This window comes from Exiguobacterium sp. s75 (genome assembly GCF_018617145.1).
Taxonomy (GTDB): Bacteria; Bacillota; Bacilli; order Exiguobacteriales; family Exiguobacteriaceae; genus Exiguobacterium; species Exiguobacterium profundum.
Window position 1 is genome coordinate 85,090 of sequence record NZ_JACSJQ010000002.1, and the last position, 16,029, is coordinate 101,118.

Below are 16,029 nucleotides of genomic sequence, written 5' to 3' on the forward strand. Positions count from 1 at the left end.
AGGGCGAGTCTTTGTGTTAGTTGCGGATCATGTAGTCGAAGGCGCCGAGTGCGGCTGTCGCACCAGAACCCATCGAGATGATGATTTGTTTGTAGGCGCTGTTCGTGCAGTCTCCTGCCGCGAACACACCTGGGACGTTCGTCGCGCCATGACGGTCGACGACGATTTCCCCGAAGTTGTTGCGTTCGACCGAGTCGAGCCAGTCCGTATTCGGGACGAGACCGATTTGGACGAAGACGCCTTCAAGTTCGACATGATGTGACTCGTTCGTCTCACGAGACACATACGAGATGCCGTTCACTTTGTCCGTACCCGTGATTTCTGTCGTCTGAGCGTTCGTGATGACAGTCACGTTCGGGAGGCTGTGGAGACGATCTTGTAGCACTTGGTCAGCCTTGAGTTCAGGAGCGAACTCGAGGACCGTTACGTGCTTGACGATTCCTGCGAGGTCGATGGCTGCTTCGATACCGGAGTTACCGCCACCGATGACCGCGACACGTTTCCCTTCGAAGAGAGGACCGTCACAGTGCGGGCAGTAAGCGACCCCTTTGTTTTTGAACTCCGCCTCACCTGGGACGTTGACGTTACGCCAGCGTGCACCGGTCGAGAGGATGACACTCTTACTCTTCAAGACAGCACCGTTCTCGAGTTCGATCTCGACGAGGTCCTTTTTCTCCAGACGCTTCGCGCGTTGAAGGTTCATGACATCGATGCCGTACTCTTTGACGTGCTCTTCTAGACTGGCGACGAGCTTTGGACCTTCTGTATAAGCAGTACCGATGAAGTTCTCAATCCCCATCGTGTCCATCACTTGGCCACCGAAGCGCTCCGCAATGATTCCGGTACGGATTCCTTTACGAGCCGCATATACGGCCGCACTCGCACCAGCTGGACCGCCACCGACGACGAGGACGTCGTACGGGTCTTTGTCCGAGAATGCAGAGGCGTCAGGACCTGTACCGAGTTTCGCCAAGATTTCTTCGAGTGACATCCGACCGTTACCGAACGATTTTCCGTTTAAGAAGACCGTCGGGACAGCCATGATCTCTTTTGCTTCCACTTCATCCTTGAACGCGGCTCCATCGATCATCGTGTGCGTGATGTTCGGATTGAGGACGCTCATGACGTTTAGCGCTTGCACGACGTCAGGACAGTTGTGGCAGCTGAGACTGATGTACGACTCGAAGTGATATGTGCCTTCGATATTTTGAATTTGTTTGATTGTATCCGCATCGACTTTCGGCGCGCGCCCGCTCACTTGGAGGAGGGCGAGGACAAGTGATGTGAACTCATGTCCGAGTGGAATCCCCGCGAAGACGATTCCTGTCTCTTCGGATGGACGATTCACGCTGAAGCTCGGTGTACGCTCGAGCGTCGCGCGTTCGACCGAGATGCGTGATGACATGCTGGCGAGTTCGTTGACGAGCTCGAGCATCTCGTTTGAGACTTTGTCTTCCCCAGCGCTTACACGGAGGACGACATCGCCCTCCATGAGCTGAAGATATTGGTCGAGCTGTTGTTTAATCGCTGCTTCTAACATGCAATCGCTCCTTACAATTTACCGACGAGGTCAAGGCTTGGGCGGAGTGTTTCAGAACCCTCTTCCCATTTCGCTGGGCAGACTTCGCCTGGATTGTTGCGTACGTATTGTGCTGCTTTGACTTTGTTGACGAGCGTGCTCGCGTCACGGCCGATGCCGCCAGCGTTGATCTCGACAGTTTGGATGACACCATCTGGGTCGATGATGAACGTACCACGGTCTGCGAGGCCGTCTTCTTCGTTCAAGACATCGAAGTTGCGTGAGATGACGTGTGATGGGTCACCGATCATGATGTACTCGATTTTTCCGATTTTCTCAGATGTTTCGTGCCAAGCTTTATGTGTGAAGTGTGTGTCTGTTGAGACAGAGTATACTTCTACACCGAGGTTTTTAAGTGTAGCGTACTCGTTTTGAAGGTCTTCAAGTTCAGTTGGGCAGACGAATGTGAAGTCAGCTGGGTAGAAGCAGACAACGCTCCATTTGCCTTTGAGGTCGTTCTCTGTAACTTCGAGGAATTCACCTGTTTGGAATGCTTGTGCTTTGAATGGTAGTACTTCTTTGCCGATTAATGACATGGGTTATGTCCTCCTTGTTTTTTTACTCTAGCGTTTCTATCTCGACTAGAATAATTATAATGTAATACTAACTTCATATAACGAGCTGAAATTGTCAAGGCGTTTGCATGCTTTGAAAATATAAGGTGTATCAAAAGATTGTCTGTATTTGGCTTAATAAAAGCAAAGAAAACGATTACATAACGATCGGTATTTTTCTCGCTATTTTCTTATTTTGAAAAATAAAAATCATGAGTATAGTTGATAATATTTTGGAAAGGGTTATACATTTTCTCGTCGGAAATTGGAGGATTATCAATTACATCAATAAAACAACCTTAATCACAAGTAGCGATTAAGGTTGAAGAATTTGCTGTATGATTTTTTCTCGATACAAAGCACGGTCTTTACTTTTCCGAAGTCGAGCATGACAGTTAGGGCAAGTAGCTATTACTTGTTCAGGGAGAGCCAATCCCTCATCGGATTCTTTATATAATGAGTAAAGTTCTAAATAAGGCCCTTCTTCAGTATCAAATGGTGCGGCTTGACCGCATGCTTCGCAGTGATTATTTGCTCTCGCAAGCACATAATAATATAAAGCCGCTGTCTGCTCCCTCACTTGGCGCTTTCGAATCGACATGCTTAATCCAGTCGCACGCTTAGGGTCACGATTGGCAATTCGTTCGAGTTCCACAATTGATTTGTCCCTCATAGTTGTTGCATATTCGTGAGATTCTTCCTGTACGACGTGGAGAGGTTCGAAAGCAAAAACGATGACTTCTCGCTGATTTTTATGTTTGTCGATTCCAAATTGAATATCATAGCCAATCAAAACAAGTTGGTCTACGAAACGATAATTTCCTTTTCCGAGAGATTCAAATAGATAAACATCCTCACCATTTTCGATGTGATGGAGAAGCGCCTTGTTACCGAAGGAGAAGGTTTGATTTCCTTCTTGTCCTTCGCCACTATAGTAGAACAAACCATCTTCTTCGCTCCAGCCATTCTTATATCCAAATTCTTGATCCATTCCACTATCAAAAATAAAAATAAGTTTATGTTTGTTAGGTGTACTGATTCCTCGTTGACGGCTTCCGCCATATTGATCATGGATGAAGGAACGTCTATACACTTTGTTTTTTTCGAACAGCATAAAACACCTCATTTCCAGGTTTTTCTTTTAAATAGAGTGTAGCATGCTTTTTTATTAAAAACGAAAAAGACAGAGGACTCCCTCTGCCTTCACCGTCACTCCGCCATCAACGCACACACCGCATTCGAATACGCTACCGGATCTTCAATCGGTAACCCTTCAATAAGGAGGGCTTGTTGATACAAGAGGTCTGTATATTGTTTCGCTTTCGCTTCATCTTCTTTATACACACGTTGGAGTGTCTGGAAGATGGCGTGGTCGGCATTCACTTCGAGCACTTTCTCCGCTTTCATGCCGCCGCCGTTTGGCATCGCGTTCAAAATCTTCTCCATCTCGATTGAGACGTCACCCGCAACCGTCAAGCAAACCGGATGCGACTTGAGACGTGTCGAGGCACGCACTTCTTTGACGCGGTCTCCAAGCTCTTCTTTCATGAATGCGAACAAGTCTTGGTTGTCTTCGTTGAGCGATTTCGCTTCCGCGTCATCGAGACCGAGATCGCCGCTCGCGATCGATTTGAATTCTTTGTCTTCATACGACTGAAGCATCTTGATGGCGAACTCGTCGATCTCTTCTGTGAAGTAGAGGATCTCGTATCCTTCTTCTTTCAAACGTTCTGCTTGTGGCAAGAGGTCGATGCGATGAATAGATTCGCCTGTCGCATAGTAGATATACTTCTGATCTTCTTTCATCCGCTCGACGTACTCTTTGAGCGATACAAGTTTCTTCTCGTAAGAAGAATGGAAAAGAATCAAGTCTTTCAGTTCGTCTTTGGCTGCGCCGAACTGGTCATACACGCCGAACTTCAATTGGCGACCGAACGACTCATAGAACTTCTCATAGTCCTCACGCTCGTTTTGGAGCATCTTCTCAAGCATGCCTTTGATTTTCGACTTCACGTTCTTCGCAATCACGCGAAGTTGGCGGTCCTGCTGTAACATTTCACGGGAAATGTTGAGGGAGAGGTCTTCTGAGTCGACCATCCCTTTGACGAAGCCGAAGTAATCCGGCAAGAGGTCGGGTGACTTCTCCATGATCAACACGCCGTTCGAGTAGAGCTCGAGCCCTTTCTCGAATTCTTTCGTGTAATAGTCGAACGGAACCGTTGACGGGATGTAGAGGATTGATTGATAACGAATCGTCCCGTCGACGTTCAAGTGAAGGTGCTTGAGTGGCTCATCAAAGCCGTAGCGTTTCTCGTGATAGAACGCCTTGTAATCTTCGTCAGTCAACTCGCTCTTACGCTTCCGCCAAATCGGCACCATGCTGTTGACGGTCTCTTCTTCCTTGTAATCCTCATACTCTTCTGAGTCCTCTTTTTGACGATGTTTCGTCACATCGAGTTTGATCGGGTAACGGATGAAGTCCGAATGCTTCTTGATGAGTGAGCGAATCTCGTATTCTTCAAGGAATGACGAATACGTATCATCTTCTGTGTCTGCCTTCAAGTGGAGCGTAATTTCTGTACCGATGTCCGCTTTGTCTGTCGGCTCGATCGAATAGCCGTCTGTGCCTTCTGACTCCCATACGTATCCTTGATCACTGTCAATCGAGCGAGTCCGCACGGTCACACGGTCAGCGACCATGAACGCGGAATAGAACCCGACCCCGAATTGACCGATGAGGCTATGGTCTTCTTCCATCTTCGTCGCCTGTTTCATGGCGAGTGAACCGCTCTTTGCGATGATTCCGAGGTTTGTTTCGAGTTCTTCTTCTGTCATCCCAATCCCTGTATCGCGAATCGTGATCGTCCGTGCTTCTTTGTCGAGTTCAATTTTGATGAAGTAATCGTCTTTGTTGAACTCGATGCTTTCGTCTGAGAGGGCACGATAATACATCTTGTCGATGGCATCACTCGCGTTCGAGATGAGCTCACGCAGGAAGATGTCCTTATGTGTATAAATTGAGTGGACCATCAACTCTAAAATTCGTTTCGATTCCGTTTGAAACTGTTTCTTTGTCATGATCGTTCTCCTTTTGATGTCTATATTTTGGCACTCTGCATATAAGAGTGCTAACACTATTGATTATCCTAATTTTTAGGAAGATGTCAACCGAGATTGAAGAAAAGATTGACGAGGACGTAGGTTTCGCATATAGTTGAGTACATGCGATGAGCTGGTCTATGTAAGACGGCGGACATTCCCTTGAGGAGCACGTTGTGGAGCGTGGTCCGTCGCGGTAGACTTTCGAGAGCACCTCTAGTGAGAGGTGCTCATTTTTTATGTATACAACTAGCCTCCCTTCAAACGAAGGGAGGCTTTTCTTATGCTCGAATGGATGCGAGGAACATCTCTTTTAAAGCACGCAATTGTACGGCCGGTTCGATATCGTCCTCTAAATAACTGATGTGCGACTTCAACATGATGTTGTTGCCGAACGTCCCGAACGTATTGATGATTGTGACGACGGTCACCTTCACATCGATATCCGAGCGGAATGAACCGTCTCGTTTCCCATCTTCGATCAAGGGTTCGAGTGTCTGCATGATCTGTCGTTGAACGTCGATGTATGTCTCGATTCCAGGAAGAGGTGAGGCGACGAGCGATGCATAGCTCTCGAACGCCTCTCGGAAACGGGCATGGTTCGTCCGTTCCAACTGCATCTCGAAAAAGTGGTTCAAGATGGCCTCGAGTCGTTCATAGGCGTTTCCTTCCTCATGCATGAATTGTTCAAATCTCTCTAGTGTCGGTTGTAGATTCTTGACGGCTGCCGCGACGATCAATTGATCCTTCTTCGGGAAGTAGCGAAACAGTGTCGCCACCCCAATCCCTGCCGCATCCGCGATGTCCTGCATTTGAACCTTCTCAAAGCCATTCTCTATAAATAATCGTTCTGCCTCCTGGATAATCAGTTGAACTCGTTCTTCTTTGTTTTGTTGTCGTTTACTCAATTCCATCACCTCATTGTCTGTCCTTAGTATATCGTCTTCAAGCAGTTTCGTTGAGATTAATGTCATATCCAATTATTATTATGATAGTTAGACTATCATAATTTAATGAATGGAGCTGGGACAATGCGTTTACAGGGGAAAGTAGCGGTCATCACAGGGGCAGGAAGCGGTATGGGAGAGTCAACGGCACGTCTATTCGCCAAAGAAGGGGCAACAGTCGTCGCGACAGACATCAATGAACAAGGAGTAAACAATGTAGTCGAGTCGATTCGTGCACAAGGTGGGGAAGCCATCGCGGTGAAACATGACGTGACATCACGCTCGAGCTGGGAGGATGTATTCGCGGAAGTGGAAGCGACATGTGGCAAATTAGATATTCTCGTCAATAACGCTGGAATCGCACTTGCAAAACCTTTCTTGGAACAGACAGAAGAGGACTGGGCACGCACATATCGCATCAACATCGATGGGGTCATGTTAGGGACACAGTACGCGATTCCGCTCATGACGGAGAATGGGGGAGGATCAATCGTCAACATCTCCTCCATCTCTGCATTGACCGGTATGGCGGGTGCTGGGGCCTATACGGCCTCGAAAGGTGCGGTCCGTTCTCTTACGAAAGCAGCGGCTGTGGATTATGGGAAGCAAAACATTCGCGTCAACTCGGTACATCCAGGATATATCGTGACACCGATGAGTGCGCCACATATGGAGCATCCAGACTATAAACAACATTTCTTGAATCAAATCGCTTTGCCGAATCTCGGACAAGCGGATGAGGTGGCGGCAGCCGTCCTGTTCCTTGCGTCAGACGAAGCGAATCATATCAGCGGGATCGAACTTCCGGTAGATGGTGGCGTGACGGCGAAGTAAAAGTAGGGTCTCTATGGAGGCCCTACTTTTTTAATTACTCTAAGATTCCGATTAACTCCATTTCCGATTGAAGTATGTGGAAAGATTGCACCATTCATGAGGATTCACCTCTTTTCATTTTAAAATCATCTGTATTATTTATATTCCCGTTTTGTGTAAAGAGTTTAAGTGATTCATCAAATTGACATGATATAGTCGACATGAAAGAGTGAGATGACAAGTGTAGAACAGTGCCAAATGAGCCGAAAAAGGAAATTGATTTTTATTTAGTTAACTATGAAAGTTGGTATAGTGAGATGGACACTCAGTTTGAGATAGAACGGATTTGGATGGATGAAACGGAGCTGTTTTATCAAGTTCAGCTTCAACTTCGGTCTTCTGCTTGCGCCAGCAATCAGTTGATTTATTTAGATGATGCGAGTCTTGAGGATCTTCATCAAAAGATCGATCAATTCAATCAAGCGTGGGGCAAAGAACCGATCACATGGAGACTAGTCGATGAAGAAGAGGGTTCGGATGATTTGCAAGTCAATCTAACTTTCACGTTGATTGACCGGATTGGGACCATCCAAGTCGATATTTTCATTCATGATGAATGGCAGTTTGACTCATTTGACCATGTTCATATGAAATGTAGAATGAGGACGACGATGGGACAGCTCGACGACTTGAGCGCTCAACTCAAACGTTTCATTCGTCGTGAGACCGACCATGTCTCATCACTTCGACCAGAATAAAGCAGCCTGAGACGACTCAGGCTGCTTTTTAGTACCATTCTTTCGGTTCGTAATTCAATTCGCGGAACAACTGCTCGCGCTCTTTTTTCGAAAGGTCGCGCCATTGTCCAGGCGGGAGTTTTCCGAGCGTGATGTTCATGACGCGTACACGTTGGAGGCGGAACACTTCGTATCCGAGCGCCTCACACATCCGACGGATTTGACGGTTGAGTCCTTGCGTGAGCGTGATATTGAAATCGAACTTTGAAAGCGGACGGACTTTACACGGAAGTGTCTTCTGGCCAAGGATTTTGACACCGGCTTCCATCTGCTCGACGAACTCTGGTGTGATTGGCTTATCAACCGAGACGATGTATTCTTTCTCATGCTCGCCTTCTGCACGGAGAATCTCGTTGACGATATCGCCGTCATTCGTCATGAGGATGAGACCTTCCGAGTCTTTATCAAGACGACCGATGTTGAAGATGCGGAGCGGGTGGTTGACCATGTCGACCAAGTTCCCTTTTACTTTTTTTTCTGTCGTACTCGTGATCCCGACCGGCTTATGGACGGCGATGTAGACGTTGTTTCGGGCAACCCGTGCGACAGAACCGTTGACGAGGACTTCATCGCCCGGTTTGACCTGGTCGCCGATTTTTGCTTTCTTCCCGTTGATCGTGACGCGTCCCTCTTCGACGAGACGGTCGGCTTGGCGACGGGACGCCTTGCCTGATTCACTGATAAATTTATTGATGCGCATGTATACACGTCCTTTGTTTGGCTTCGTCCTCTCACTATAACGCATTTTATAAACTCTCGAAAGCGGGAAACGAACGGGAGAGGAGGGATGACATGGAGGCAGTACGACTGTTACAAGACGCAATCCGATTTCAACAAGCAATGTGCGATACAACGTTCGGGAAAGAATTGATACCAGAGGCATCACCAGTCCTTTGGTATGGTCGACCTGGTCCGGATCAATGGCTGACCATCGGGACGAATCCATCTCGCGGCGAGTTTTTACATCGTGACGGGACACCGAGAACGGGGCAACACCAAAAGTTCTATTGGCGGAACATACTCTCGTTTGACGATTACCTCGGAAATGAAGAGGCGCTGCAACAAACGCTCGAACGGGCATCGGTCTATTTCGAGTCGAATCGCGCGACGACGAACTGGTTCGGGAAACCGGATGGCGCCAAACTCGAGGCACTCCTCAACGGGATGGGGCGTTCGTTCTATGATCATCCGGCAGCTGTCATCCACGTTGATTTTTTCAAGTTTGCGACATATGAACAGATGGGGAAGATGAGGACGGGGCGCCACTGGATGGAACATCCGACCTCAATCGAACTGTTGGAGCGGACGATTGCGTACATCAAACCGATCCGTATCATCGTGCTCGGACGGGATAACTGTCGTGCCTTGAACGGTTTTTCAACAATCGGAAGACTGTCTGCACATCCCGCCGTCACCTATGAAATCGGACGCCATGATTCGGGTATCCCGATGATCGGCCTCCATATGAAGCCTTCAGAAGTGTTCGTTGGGCTCGGGAATGGCCGTGATTCAAACGGACTACATTACGGGTCATACGCGAAGCGCGAGCACCTTTTAAAAATCGGAGAAGCGATTGACACGATTATGGACGAGTGGCTGGCGAATGGACGCGTGTGATGCTTCCCCAAAAGTTGAATTCGTTGAAGTCGATGTAGCGCACGTCCTTCGAACGATTATCGAGCACGGCTAACAAGATGACGTCCGGGAACCCCCGTTTTTCAAACTGCAAGTAGCCGACTCCCGTGACGGAATGATTTTTATAAAAGCCGTTCGCCATATTCAACACAAACGGGCGTCCTGCTTTCAGCTCACGCTCAAACGTCGACCATTTCCAAAGATAGCGGGAACTGCCTCGACCGTCGTACCCGTATCGCTTCCACAGTTTCGTGATGATGGTGGCGATTTGTGTCGGCGGTGTCCCTTTCTCGTCTTTGAAATGGTGCCTGAAGGCGATCTCGCGCACATCTTCTTGGATCTGTGTCACATCATCTGGGATATTCGCATACCCATGATCTCGATAGAAACGGAAGATGGCGGTGATCGACGTCAACGTACAGTTATTCTTGCCGTTCTCGAACTGACGTTGGAGCAAGACGGGCACGCCTTCAATCTGTACAGAGCGCTTTAATGTCCAGCGTCCGTGATAACGATCGTTCACATAAGCTTCCGGGTCGATGATCCCGGCATAGCCGTTGTTCGCAACCTCGAGTTGTCCTGCAAATGGGTGCTCCATCTCGGTCTCCCTCCTTTTCTTTTAGTATACAAAGGACGCCCCATCTCATAAAAGAGAAAGGGCGTCGTTTTCGTTAAAACACAAGATGTGCGATGCCGACGATGATCGGAAGGGTGATGAAGGTACGTAACAAGAAAATCAAGACGAGGTCGAGGAATGAGATCGGTAGTTTTGAACCGAGCAACAAGCCCCCGACTTCTGACATATAGATGAGCTGGGTAACCGACAACGTAGCGATGACAAAACGCGTCAATTCACTCTCGATGCCGCTTCCGAGAACGGCCGGCAAAAACATGTCGGCGAAACCAACGACCATCGTTTGAGCGGCTTCCGATGCCTCAGGCACTTGAAGGAGCATCAAAATCGGTTCGAACGGCTTTCCGAGGATAGTGAAGAACGGCGTATATTCTGCGATGATGACCGCAATCGTCCCGACTGCCATGACGACAGGGAGGACGCCGATCCACATATCGAGCACGTTCTTGAAGCCGTCTTTGAGCGTCTCTAGGAAACTTTTACTCGAACGTGACTTTTGTAACGCCTGAATTAACGCCCACTTACCGAGTGACACGTTCGCGGGTACTTCTTCTTCCGGTTTGAGCTCCGTCTTCTCATAAGCCGTGTCTGCCTTTTTAGATAATGGATAAATCCGTGGCATGATGAGAGCGGCGACTAGTCCGGATAAGACGATGGCCCCGTAGTAAGGCAAGAAGTATTGGTCGAGTTCGACATACTGTAAGACGACGATGGTGAAGGTGATGGAGACGACGGAGAATGTCGTCGCAATGATCGACGCTTCCCGTTTCGTGTAATAGCCTTCCTCGTACTGTTTTGTCGTCAGTAGAATCCCGATCGTCGCATCCCCGACCCATGAGGCGAGCGAGTCAAGTGAGGCGCGCCCTGGCAAGCGGAAGAGCGGACGCATGATCTTCATCAAGAACGTCCCGACGAACTCGAGAAGTCCAAAGTTCAATAAGAGCGGTAACAACATACCGGCAAAGAAGAATGTCGCAAATAAGATTGGAATCAAATCAAAGAGCAACAAGCCCCCTGTAAATTCTGACGTGATCATCTCTGGTCCGAGTGTGAGTAGCGTCATGACCCCGGCGATGAAACCAATCACGCGCATGACGAACCAAAACGGTGTCACGCTAAACAGTGCGTTGATGGATGGTCGCTCCATCATAAAAGCAGGACGTGCCGTAAAGAGTAATAATGAGCCGACAATCGAAATCCCCATCATGATGACGGCGAGTGTCGGGACGAAATCCCCAATCCAGTCAATCAGCAGATTGGATAAGAAGGCGACTGGAATCGTGAAGCCTTCCTCTGATGAGATTGGTACGATGAAAAACATGATCCCGATGAGTGATGGAATCAAGAACTTAAAGAAGTCTCGACTCGAAAAAGAAGGTTTCTTTCCGTCTGGTGTTGATGAACCATTCATGATGCATTCCCCATTTCCCCGAAGTGTTTGTGCTGTCTATGTATCCCCATTACACATCCAGCCGTTATTGAAACGTATTTCTTTCTTAGTATAAAAAATATGACCAGGTGCTATCAACAACATGCGGAAATTTTCTGAAAATACAAGGTTAAATACTAGGCAAAACATTCGTATTCAATCAAACCATTTAGTATGATGACGACGAGTCCAACAAATTCAAGATATTTAGAAACTTCATTATAGAGATAGGAGAATGCATGATGAGATTGAGTGTGTTAGACCAGGCGCCGGTCACGTCGGGTCATACAGGAGAACATGCGCTTAACAGCGCGGTCGAGCTCGCACAAGTCGCAGAAGAGTTAGGATATTACCGTATGTGGATGGCGGAGCATCATGGTGGCATGTCGTTTGCCAGCTCGGCTCCAGAGGTCATCACGGCTTATCTGGCAGCGAAGACGAACAAGATTCGTCTCGGGTCCGGAGGCATCATGATGATGCACTACTCGCCACTCAAGATGGCAGAGGTATTCAAGACGCTCAGCGCGCTCGCTCCAGGACGGATCGACTTTGGTGTCGGACGTGCGCCAGGCGGTGATGCGAACGCGATCTATGCGATGTCACAAGGGCAGAAACCGATGATGGATGGACTTTACGAGAAACTCGATACGACGCTTCAATTGATTAAAGATGAGGCACCGGAGGAAAGATGGTATAAAAATACACCGGCTGCTCCGACTGGTGTCAGCCTTCCAGAAGCGTGGTTACTCGGTTCGAGTGGGAACAGCGCCGTGCAGGCCGGACGGATGGGGCTGGGCTATTCGTTTGCCCAGTTCTTTAACGGACAATTGAGTGCCGATACGCTCGACACATACCGTCACCATTTCACGCCGTCTGATTTCATGGAGAAACCGGACATCAGTGTCACGTATTTGGTCACGACGGCAGAGACGGAAGAAGAGGCAGAATATTTGGCCCGACCTTCTGATTTGTCGCGTCTCTTCTTGATGCGTGGTCAATTGAGACAGCTGTTGAGTCCGGAAGCGGCCCACGACTATCCGCTCACGGAGGTCGATAAAATCCATATCGCCAACAACCGAGCCATCCACCTCGTAGGAACGCCGAAACAAATTGCGGAACAGTTACGGGATGAATCGGAACGTTACGGTTTCGATGAGGCGATGATTTGTAGCATCCAGCATAAGCAGGAAGATCGCCTGAACGTCTATCGTCTCTTGGCGAATGAATTGCTTTAATCCGGAGAGCACCTTCTCAAGTACGAGAGGGTGTTTTTTTATAAGAGAAAAACGTTTCCCCATTTTTTCAAAGGTTTTCTCCATAGTTTGAGCGAAACCAACTACACTATAAGAAAAAGGAACGGGTGGAGGGATACGATGCAACGGATGAAAGGCGACCCATATTATTTATTCGAGCTGTTCACACGCTTGTATCGAATGGTATTTCTAATGGAAGTGACAGAAGCAGGCTATCGTTACGTAAATGTGAGCGAACAGGGGAAGGTGGCCTCTTCGCTTCCAAGTGATGTAGAAGGGCGGTATTTACATGAGATGTATCGCTCGGAAGTGGTCGAGGAATTGATTGAACATTATGATGCGGTCGTTCGGACAGGGGAGCCGGTCTACTTCATGTCGCAAATGAACATCGACTCCAATACGGCCCGATTCGCTTCTTCTATGCTTGTACCGATTGAAGATGAGGCTGGTCTTGTTCGTTATGTCCTTAGTTTGACAACTGATTTATCCGAGGAAGCGGAGATCAAGTTGTTAAAGAGTATCGAGCATATGGACTATTTGACCGGTATGCCAAATCTGATGAAAGTCAAATTAGAGCTCGACCAGTTGTTCGAGCAACATGACACCGAAGAGACGAGCGTCATGCGCCTTCACATCAACCGTTTCAAGATGATGATGTCGCTTCAAGGTGTGGAGCGCTCGAATCAGTTGATTAAAGACATCACACGTCAATTGGCGAATACGCTTCCGAAAGGTTCAATTATCGGTCGAGTAGATGGTGAAGACTTTATCGCGGTGTTACCTCATACTCCAATCCGGTTGGCATACATGTACGCCGAGCATTTGCTTGACGTGATTGCAGATCATTCGTATCAAGTGGCGGAGGCCGAATTCCCGTTATCGAGTTGTATCGGGATTGGTGCCGGTACAGCGGATGCCGACCGTGTCATCATGAACGCCTCCACGGCTCTGTTGGAAGCGCGTCAGACGGGAAATCAAACGATTCGTTTATATGAACACGATGAGTACGTGCAGCGTTACATCGATGAGATGATGATCGAAACGGAACTGGTCAAAGCGTTGAAGCTAGATGAGTTATACATGGTGTATCAACCGAAAGTGTCGATGGACGGTGCGATTCATTTTGAGGCACTCATTCGCTGGGAGAGTCCTGTTCTCGGATTCATTTCACCTGAAACGTTCATTCGTGTGGCTGAACAGTCACTCTTGATCGAAGACGTGACACGATTCGTCATGAATCGGGTATGTCAGGATGTGTCGTCACAACCTGAGCAGTTTGAAGGGCGCCGCGTGGCTGTGAATGTCTCACCGAATTTATTTCATGAACACCATATGAATGAACTGGTTGCGATCATTGCATCGTACGGTCTTGTGCCAGAACAATTTGAGTTTGAGGTGACCGAGCACACGTTGATGCATGAACCGGTAGCGGCGATCAAAACGGTCGAATCGCTCAAACAACAAGGATTTCGACTGTTGATTGATGACTTTGGGGTCAGTTATTCCTCGTTGAATTATTTGAAGTTGTTCGAGATTGATGGAATCAAGATCGACCGGTCGTTCGTCGCGCAACTCGATCAGGAGAGCGGCATGAAAGAGTATGAAATCGTCAAACTGATTGTCTCGTTGGCTAAAAAGCTAGAGTTAGAGGTGACGGCTGAAGGTGTGGAGACGGAAGAACAATATCGGATCTTACGTCAGCTCGGCTGCGATGAGATTCAAGGGTATTTCTTCAGTCGTCCGATGCCGCTCGCGGAGTTAGAAGAGGCGCTCGGAATCTTGTATTCCCATCAGATGATGTTATCGAAGATCGAGCAGCCTGTGCAGTTGTTGCATCCTTCTCTAGATGAGCGTGAATTGCAACGACTCAAAGCGATATTACGATTGGAAATTTTAAATACGCCACAAGAGGAACGATTTGACCGGATCTCCCGATTGGTCGCACAAACCTTCCAGATGCCAACCGCATTCATTTCGATCATGACGACAGACCAACAGTGGTTCAAATCGTGTGTCGGTATCGAGCTCGAATCCTCTCACCTCAAACGGGAATGGACGTTATGTAATCGGGTTGTCACATCAGAGTCTCCGCTGGTGATTGAAGATGTTGCGGCAGCAGCGATTGAAAGTGACAGTCCTTGGATTGACCGAATCGGATTTTATGCAGGTGTACCGTTGCGGACGAAGCAAGGTCACGTCATCGGCACACTTTGCGTAGTGGATGGGCAGGCGAGAACGTTCTCAGAAGAAAACTTGAAGGCGCTCGAATCGTTTACGCATTGGGTCATGACAGAGATCGAGCACACGGAAGTCTCGAGAAGACAAATCACGCGACAACAATCAATCGAAGCATTGTATGAAGCGACGGCATTGCGTGTACCGTTCCAAGATCAATTGGCCCGGGTTCAAGAAATTTTATTGGAATGGGTCGGTTACTCCCACGGGGTCATCTTCTCGATTGAGCCTTCGCATCGTCTTCTAGTAGAGCATGGGGTCTCTCGTTTGACTTGGGGGGAAGAAGAACTGCATTCCCTGCATCAATTGACAACGGTCGGCGCGCAAACGCTTCAGGAAGGTGATCTGATTGTAGACGGTATCGAATTCACGAGGCTAGTCAGTTTTCCTTTGACGCATGCGCATCAAGTGTTTGGCTGGGTCGTTCTTCTCTCGGAGCAAGGCAACTTGAATGATCATCTCGACGAGGAAACGTTGCAAGAGTTGACAGGGACGGTACGATTGCTTGCACGATGGATGGAGAACGGGATTCGAAAGAAACGGAAACAACGCGAGATGATTCGAATCGCAAAACAAGATCAGCTGACCAAACTGTATAATCGTCATACGCTCACGACCGATTTATACAAAAATATGCACCGGACGCCATCGATTACATTGATACTCGTCAATTTAGACGATTTTACAAGAATCAACGATCAGTATGGGCACATGATAGGGGATGAAGTGTTAATTGAAATCGCACAACGATTAAATGAATTTGTCCAGCGTGTTGGGGGTCAAGTCTACCGTTTCTCAGACGATGAATTCATGTTGGTGCAAACGGGTTCACTAAGTGGGGTTGAGCAGATTAATGAAGTTATTTCCCAGGGAATACACGCGTCGAATGGTGAAGTCATTCATCTTACAGCAAGTGTTGGCGTCACCCTGGTCCAGTCGACCGACACCGTCGATTCGGTTCTTCAAAAAGCAGATGCAGCGATGTATATTGCAAAGAGCAATGGAGGAGACCAGTGGTTTCAGTATGATGGATATTCGGATAAGGGGATTTAAG

Annotated in this window: 13 protein-coding genes; 5 read left to right on the top strand and 8 right to left on the bottom strand. The window is 48.1% G+C overall.

Annotated features, from left to right (window positions below; all coding sequences use genetic code 11):
• Positions 1-16: 16 nt before the first annotated feature.
• The 5 genes from ahpF to KNO68_RS09860 all read right to left on the bottom strand — a co-directional run bounded on the left by ahpF (position 17) and on the right by KNO68_RS09860 (position 6,140).
• A complete protein-coding gene (ahpF, locus tag KNO68_RS09840; protein WP_215112432.1) occupies positions 17-1,540 on the bottom strand; it encodes an alkyl hydroperoxide reductase subunit F in 1,524 nt (507 codons plus the stop codon).
• 11 nt (positions 1,541-1,551) lie between these two features.
• A complete protein-coding gene (gene ahpC / locus KNO68_RS09845; RefSeq protein ID WP_015880295.1) occupies positions 1,552-2,115 on the bottom strand; it encodes an alkyl hydroperoxide reductase subunit C in 564 nt (187 codons plus the stop codon).
• Between the two features lie 334 nt (positions 2,116-2,449).
• Complete coding sequence (locus KNO68_RS09850) at positions 2,450-3,247, bottom strand: SRA domain-containing endonuclease (protein ID WP_215112433.1); 798 nt, start codon at positions 3,245-3,247, stop codon at positions 2,450-2,452.
• A gap of 95 nt (positions 3,248-3,342) precedes the next feature.
• A complete protein-coding gene (htpG, locus tag KNO68_RS09855) occupies positions 3,343-5,211 on the bottom strand; it encodes a molecular chaperone HtpG (RefSeq protein ID WP_215112434.1) in 1,869 nt (622 codons plus the stop codon).
• 302 nt (positions 5,212-5,513) lie between these two features.
• The gene (locus KNO68_RS09860; RefSeq protein ID WP_215112435.1) at positions 5,514-6,140 is read right to left on the bottom strand and encodes a TetR/AcrR family transcriptional regulator; all 627 of its coding nucleotides are present in this window, start codon (positions 6,138-6,140) and stop codon (positions 5,514-5,516) included.
• A gap of 123 nt (positions 6,141-6,263) precedes the next feature.
• Here KNO68_RS09860 and KNO68_RS09865 point away from each other — a divergent pair, with 123 nt between their 5' ends.
• Positions 6,264-7,013: an SDR family NAD(P)-dependent oxidoreductase gene (locus tag KNO68_RS09865; RefSeq protein ID WP_047795764.1), complete on the top strand. Its 750-nt coding sequence runs from the start codon at positions 6,264-6,266 to the stop codon at positions 7,011-7,013.
• Positions 7,014-7,309: 296 nt separating this feature from the next.
• Entirely contained in the window at positions 7,310-7,750 is a 441-nt protein-coding gene (locus tag KNO68_RS09870; protein WP_215112436.1) for a hypothetical protein, read from the top strand.
• A 28-nt stretch (positions 7,751-7,778) separates the two neighbouring features.
• Here the strand turns inward: KNO68_RS09870 and rluF are convergent, their stop codons facing one another.
• On the bottom strand, positions 7,779-8,489 hold the full coding sequence (gene rluF, locus KNO68_RS09875) for a 23S rRNA pseudouridine(2604) synthase RluF (protein WP_015880301.1): 711 nt from the start codon (positions 8,487-8,489) through the stop codon (positions 7,779-7,781).
• Between the two features lie 92 nt (positions 8,490-8,581).
• Between rluF and KNO68_RS09880 the strand changes: the two genes are divergently transcribed.
• Positions 8,582-9,406 carry a hypothetical protein gene (locus KNO68_RS09880; protein WP_214688976.1) on the top strand — a complete coding sequence of 275 codons (825 nt, stop codon included), beginning with the start codon at positions 8,582-8,584 and terminating at the stop codon, positions 9,404-9,406.
• Here the strand turns inward: KNO68_RS09880 and KNO68_RS09885 are convergent.
• Together KNO68_RS09885 and KNO68_RS09890 are read right to left on the bottom strand one after the other, a co-directional pair.
• Positions 9,372-10,022 (bottom strand): C39 family peptidase, encoded by a 651-nt coding sequence (locus KNO68_RS09885; RefSeq protein ID WP_214688974.1) that lies wholly within the window; start codon positions 10,020-10,022, stop codon positions 9,372-9,374. The two genes, KNO68_RS09880 and KNO68_RS09885, sit on opposite strands and share 35 nt — an antisense overlap.
• A 73-nt stretch (positions 10,023-10,095) precedes the next feature.
• Positions 10,096-11,469 (bottom strand): YjiH family protein, encoded by a 1,374-nt coding sequence (locus KNO68_RS09890; RefSeq protein ID WP_078146016.1) that lies wholly within the window; start codon positions 11,467-11,469, stop codon positions 10,096-10,098.
• A 260-nt stretch (positions 11,470-11,729) separates the two neighbouring features.
• Here KNO68_RS09890 and KNO68_RS09895 point away from each other — a divergent pair, with 260 nt between their 5' ends.
• Positions 11,730-12,722 carry an LLM class flavin-dependent oxidoreductase gene (locus tag KNO68_RS09895; protein ID WP_074035150.1) on the top strand — a complete coding sequence of 331 codons (993 nt, stop codon included), beginning with the start codon at positions 11,730-11,732 and terminating at the stop codon, positions 12,720-12,722.
• A 138-nt stretch (positions 12,723-12,860) separates the two neighbouring features.
• Entirely contained in the window at positions 12,861-16,028 is a 3,168-nt protein-coding gene (locus tag KNO68_RS09900; RefSeq protein WP_215112437.1) for an EAL domain-containing protein, read from the top strand.
• Position 16,029 lies beyond the last annotated feature (1 nt).

What these genes read in the sequence shown, in the direction of transcription:
- KNO68_RS09850 (WP_215112433.1), bottom strand. Translation starts at nt 3,247, where the DNA reads ATGCTGTTCGAAAAAAACAAAGTGTATAGACGTTCCTTCATCCATGAT.
- KNO68_RS09870 (WP_215112436.1), top strand. Translation starts at nt 7,310, where the DNA reads ATGGACACTCAGTTTGAGATAGAACGGATTTGGATGGATGAAACGGAG.
- KNO68_RS09895 (WP_074035150.1), top strand. Translation starts at nt 11,730, where the DNA reads ATGAGATTGAGTGTGTTAGACCAGGCGCCGGTCACGTCGGGTCATACA.
- KNO68_RS09885 (WP_214688974.1), bottom strand. Translation starts at nt 10,022, where the DNA reads ATGGAGCACCCATTTGCAGGACAACTCGAGGTTGCGAACAACGGCTAT.
- rluF (WP_015880301.1), bottom strand. Translation starts at nt 8,489, where the DNA reads ATGCGCATCAATAAATTTATCAGTGAATCAGGCAAGGCGTCCCGTCGC.
- ahpC (WP_015880295.1), bottom strand. Translation starts at nt 2,115, where the DNA reads ATGTCATTAATCGGCAAAGAAGTACTACCATTCAAAGCACAAGCATTC.
- KNO68_RS09865 (WP_047795764.1), top strand. Translation starts at nt 6,264, where the DNA reads ATGCGTTTACAGGGGAAAGTAGCGGTCATCACAGGGGCAGGAAGCGGT.
- htpG (WP_215112434.1), bottom strand. Translation starts at nt 5,211, where the DNA reads ATGACAAAGAAACAGTTTCAAACGGAATCGAAACGAATTTTAGAGTTG.
- KNO68_RS09900 (WP_215112437.1), top strand. Translation starts at nt 12,861, where the DNA reads ATGCAACGGATGAAAGGCGACCCATATTATTTATTCGAGCTGTTCACA.
- KNO68_RS09880 (WP_214688976.1), top strand. Translation starts at nt 8,582, where the DNA reads ATGGAGGCAGTACGACTGTTACAAGACGCAATCCGATTTCAACAAGCA.
- ahpF (WP_215112432.1), bottom strand. Translation starts at nt 1,540, where the DNA reads ATGTTAGAAGCAGCGATTAAACAACAGCTCGACCAATATCTTCAGCTC.
- KNO68_RS09890 (WP_078146016.1), bottom strand. Translation starts at nt 11,469, where the DNA reads ATGAATGGTTCATCAACACCAGACGGAAAGAAACCTTCTTTTTCGAGT.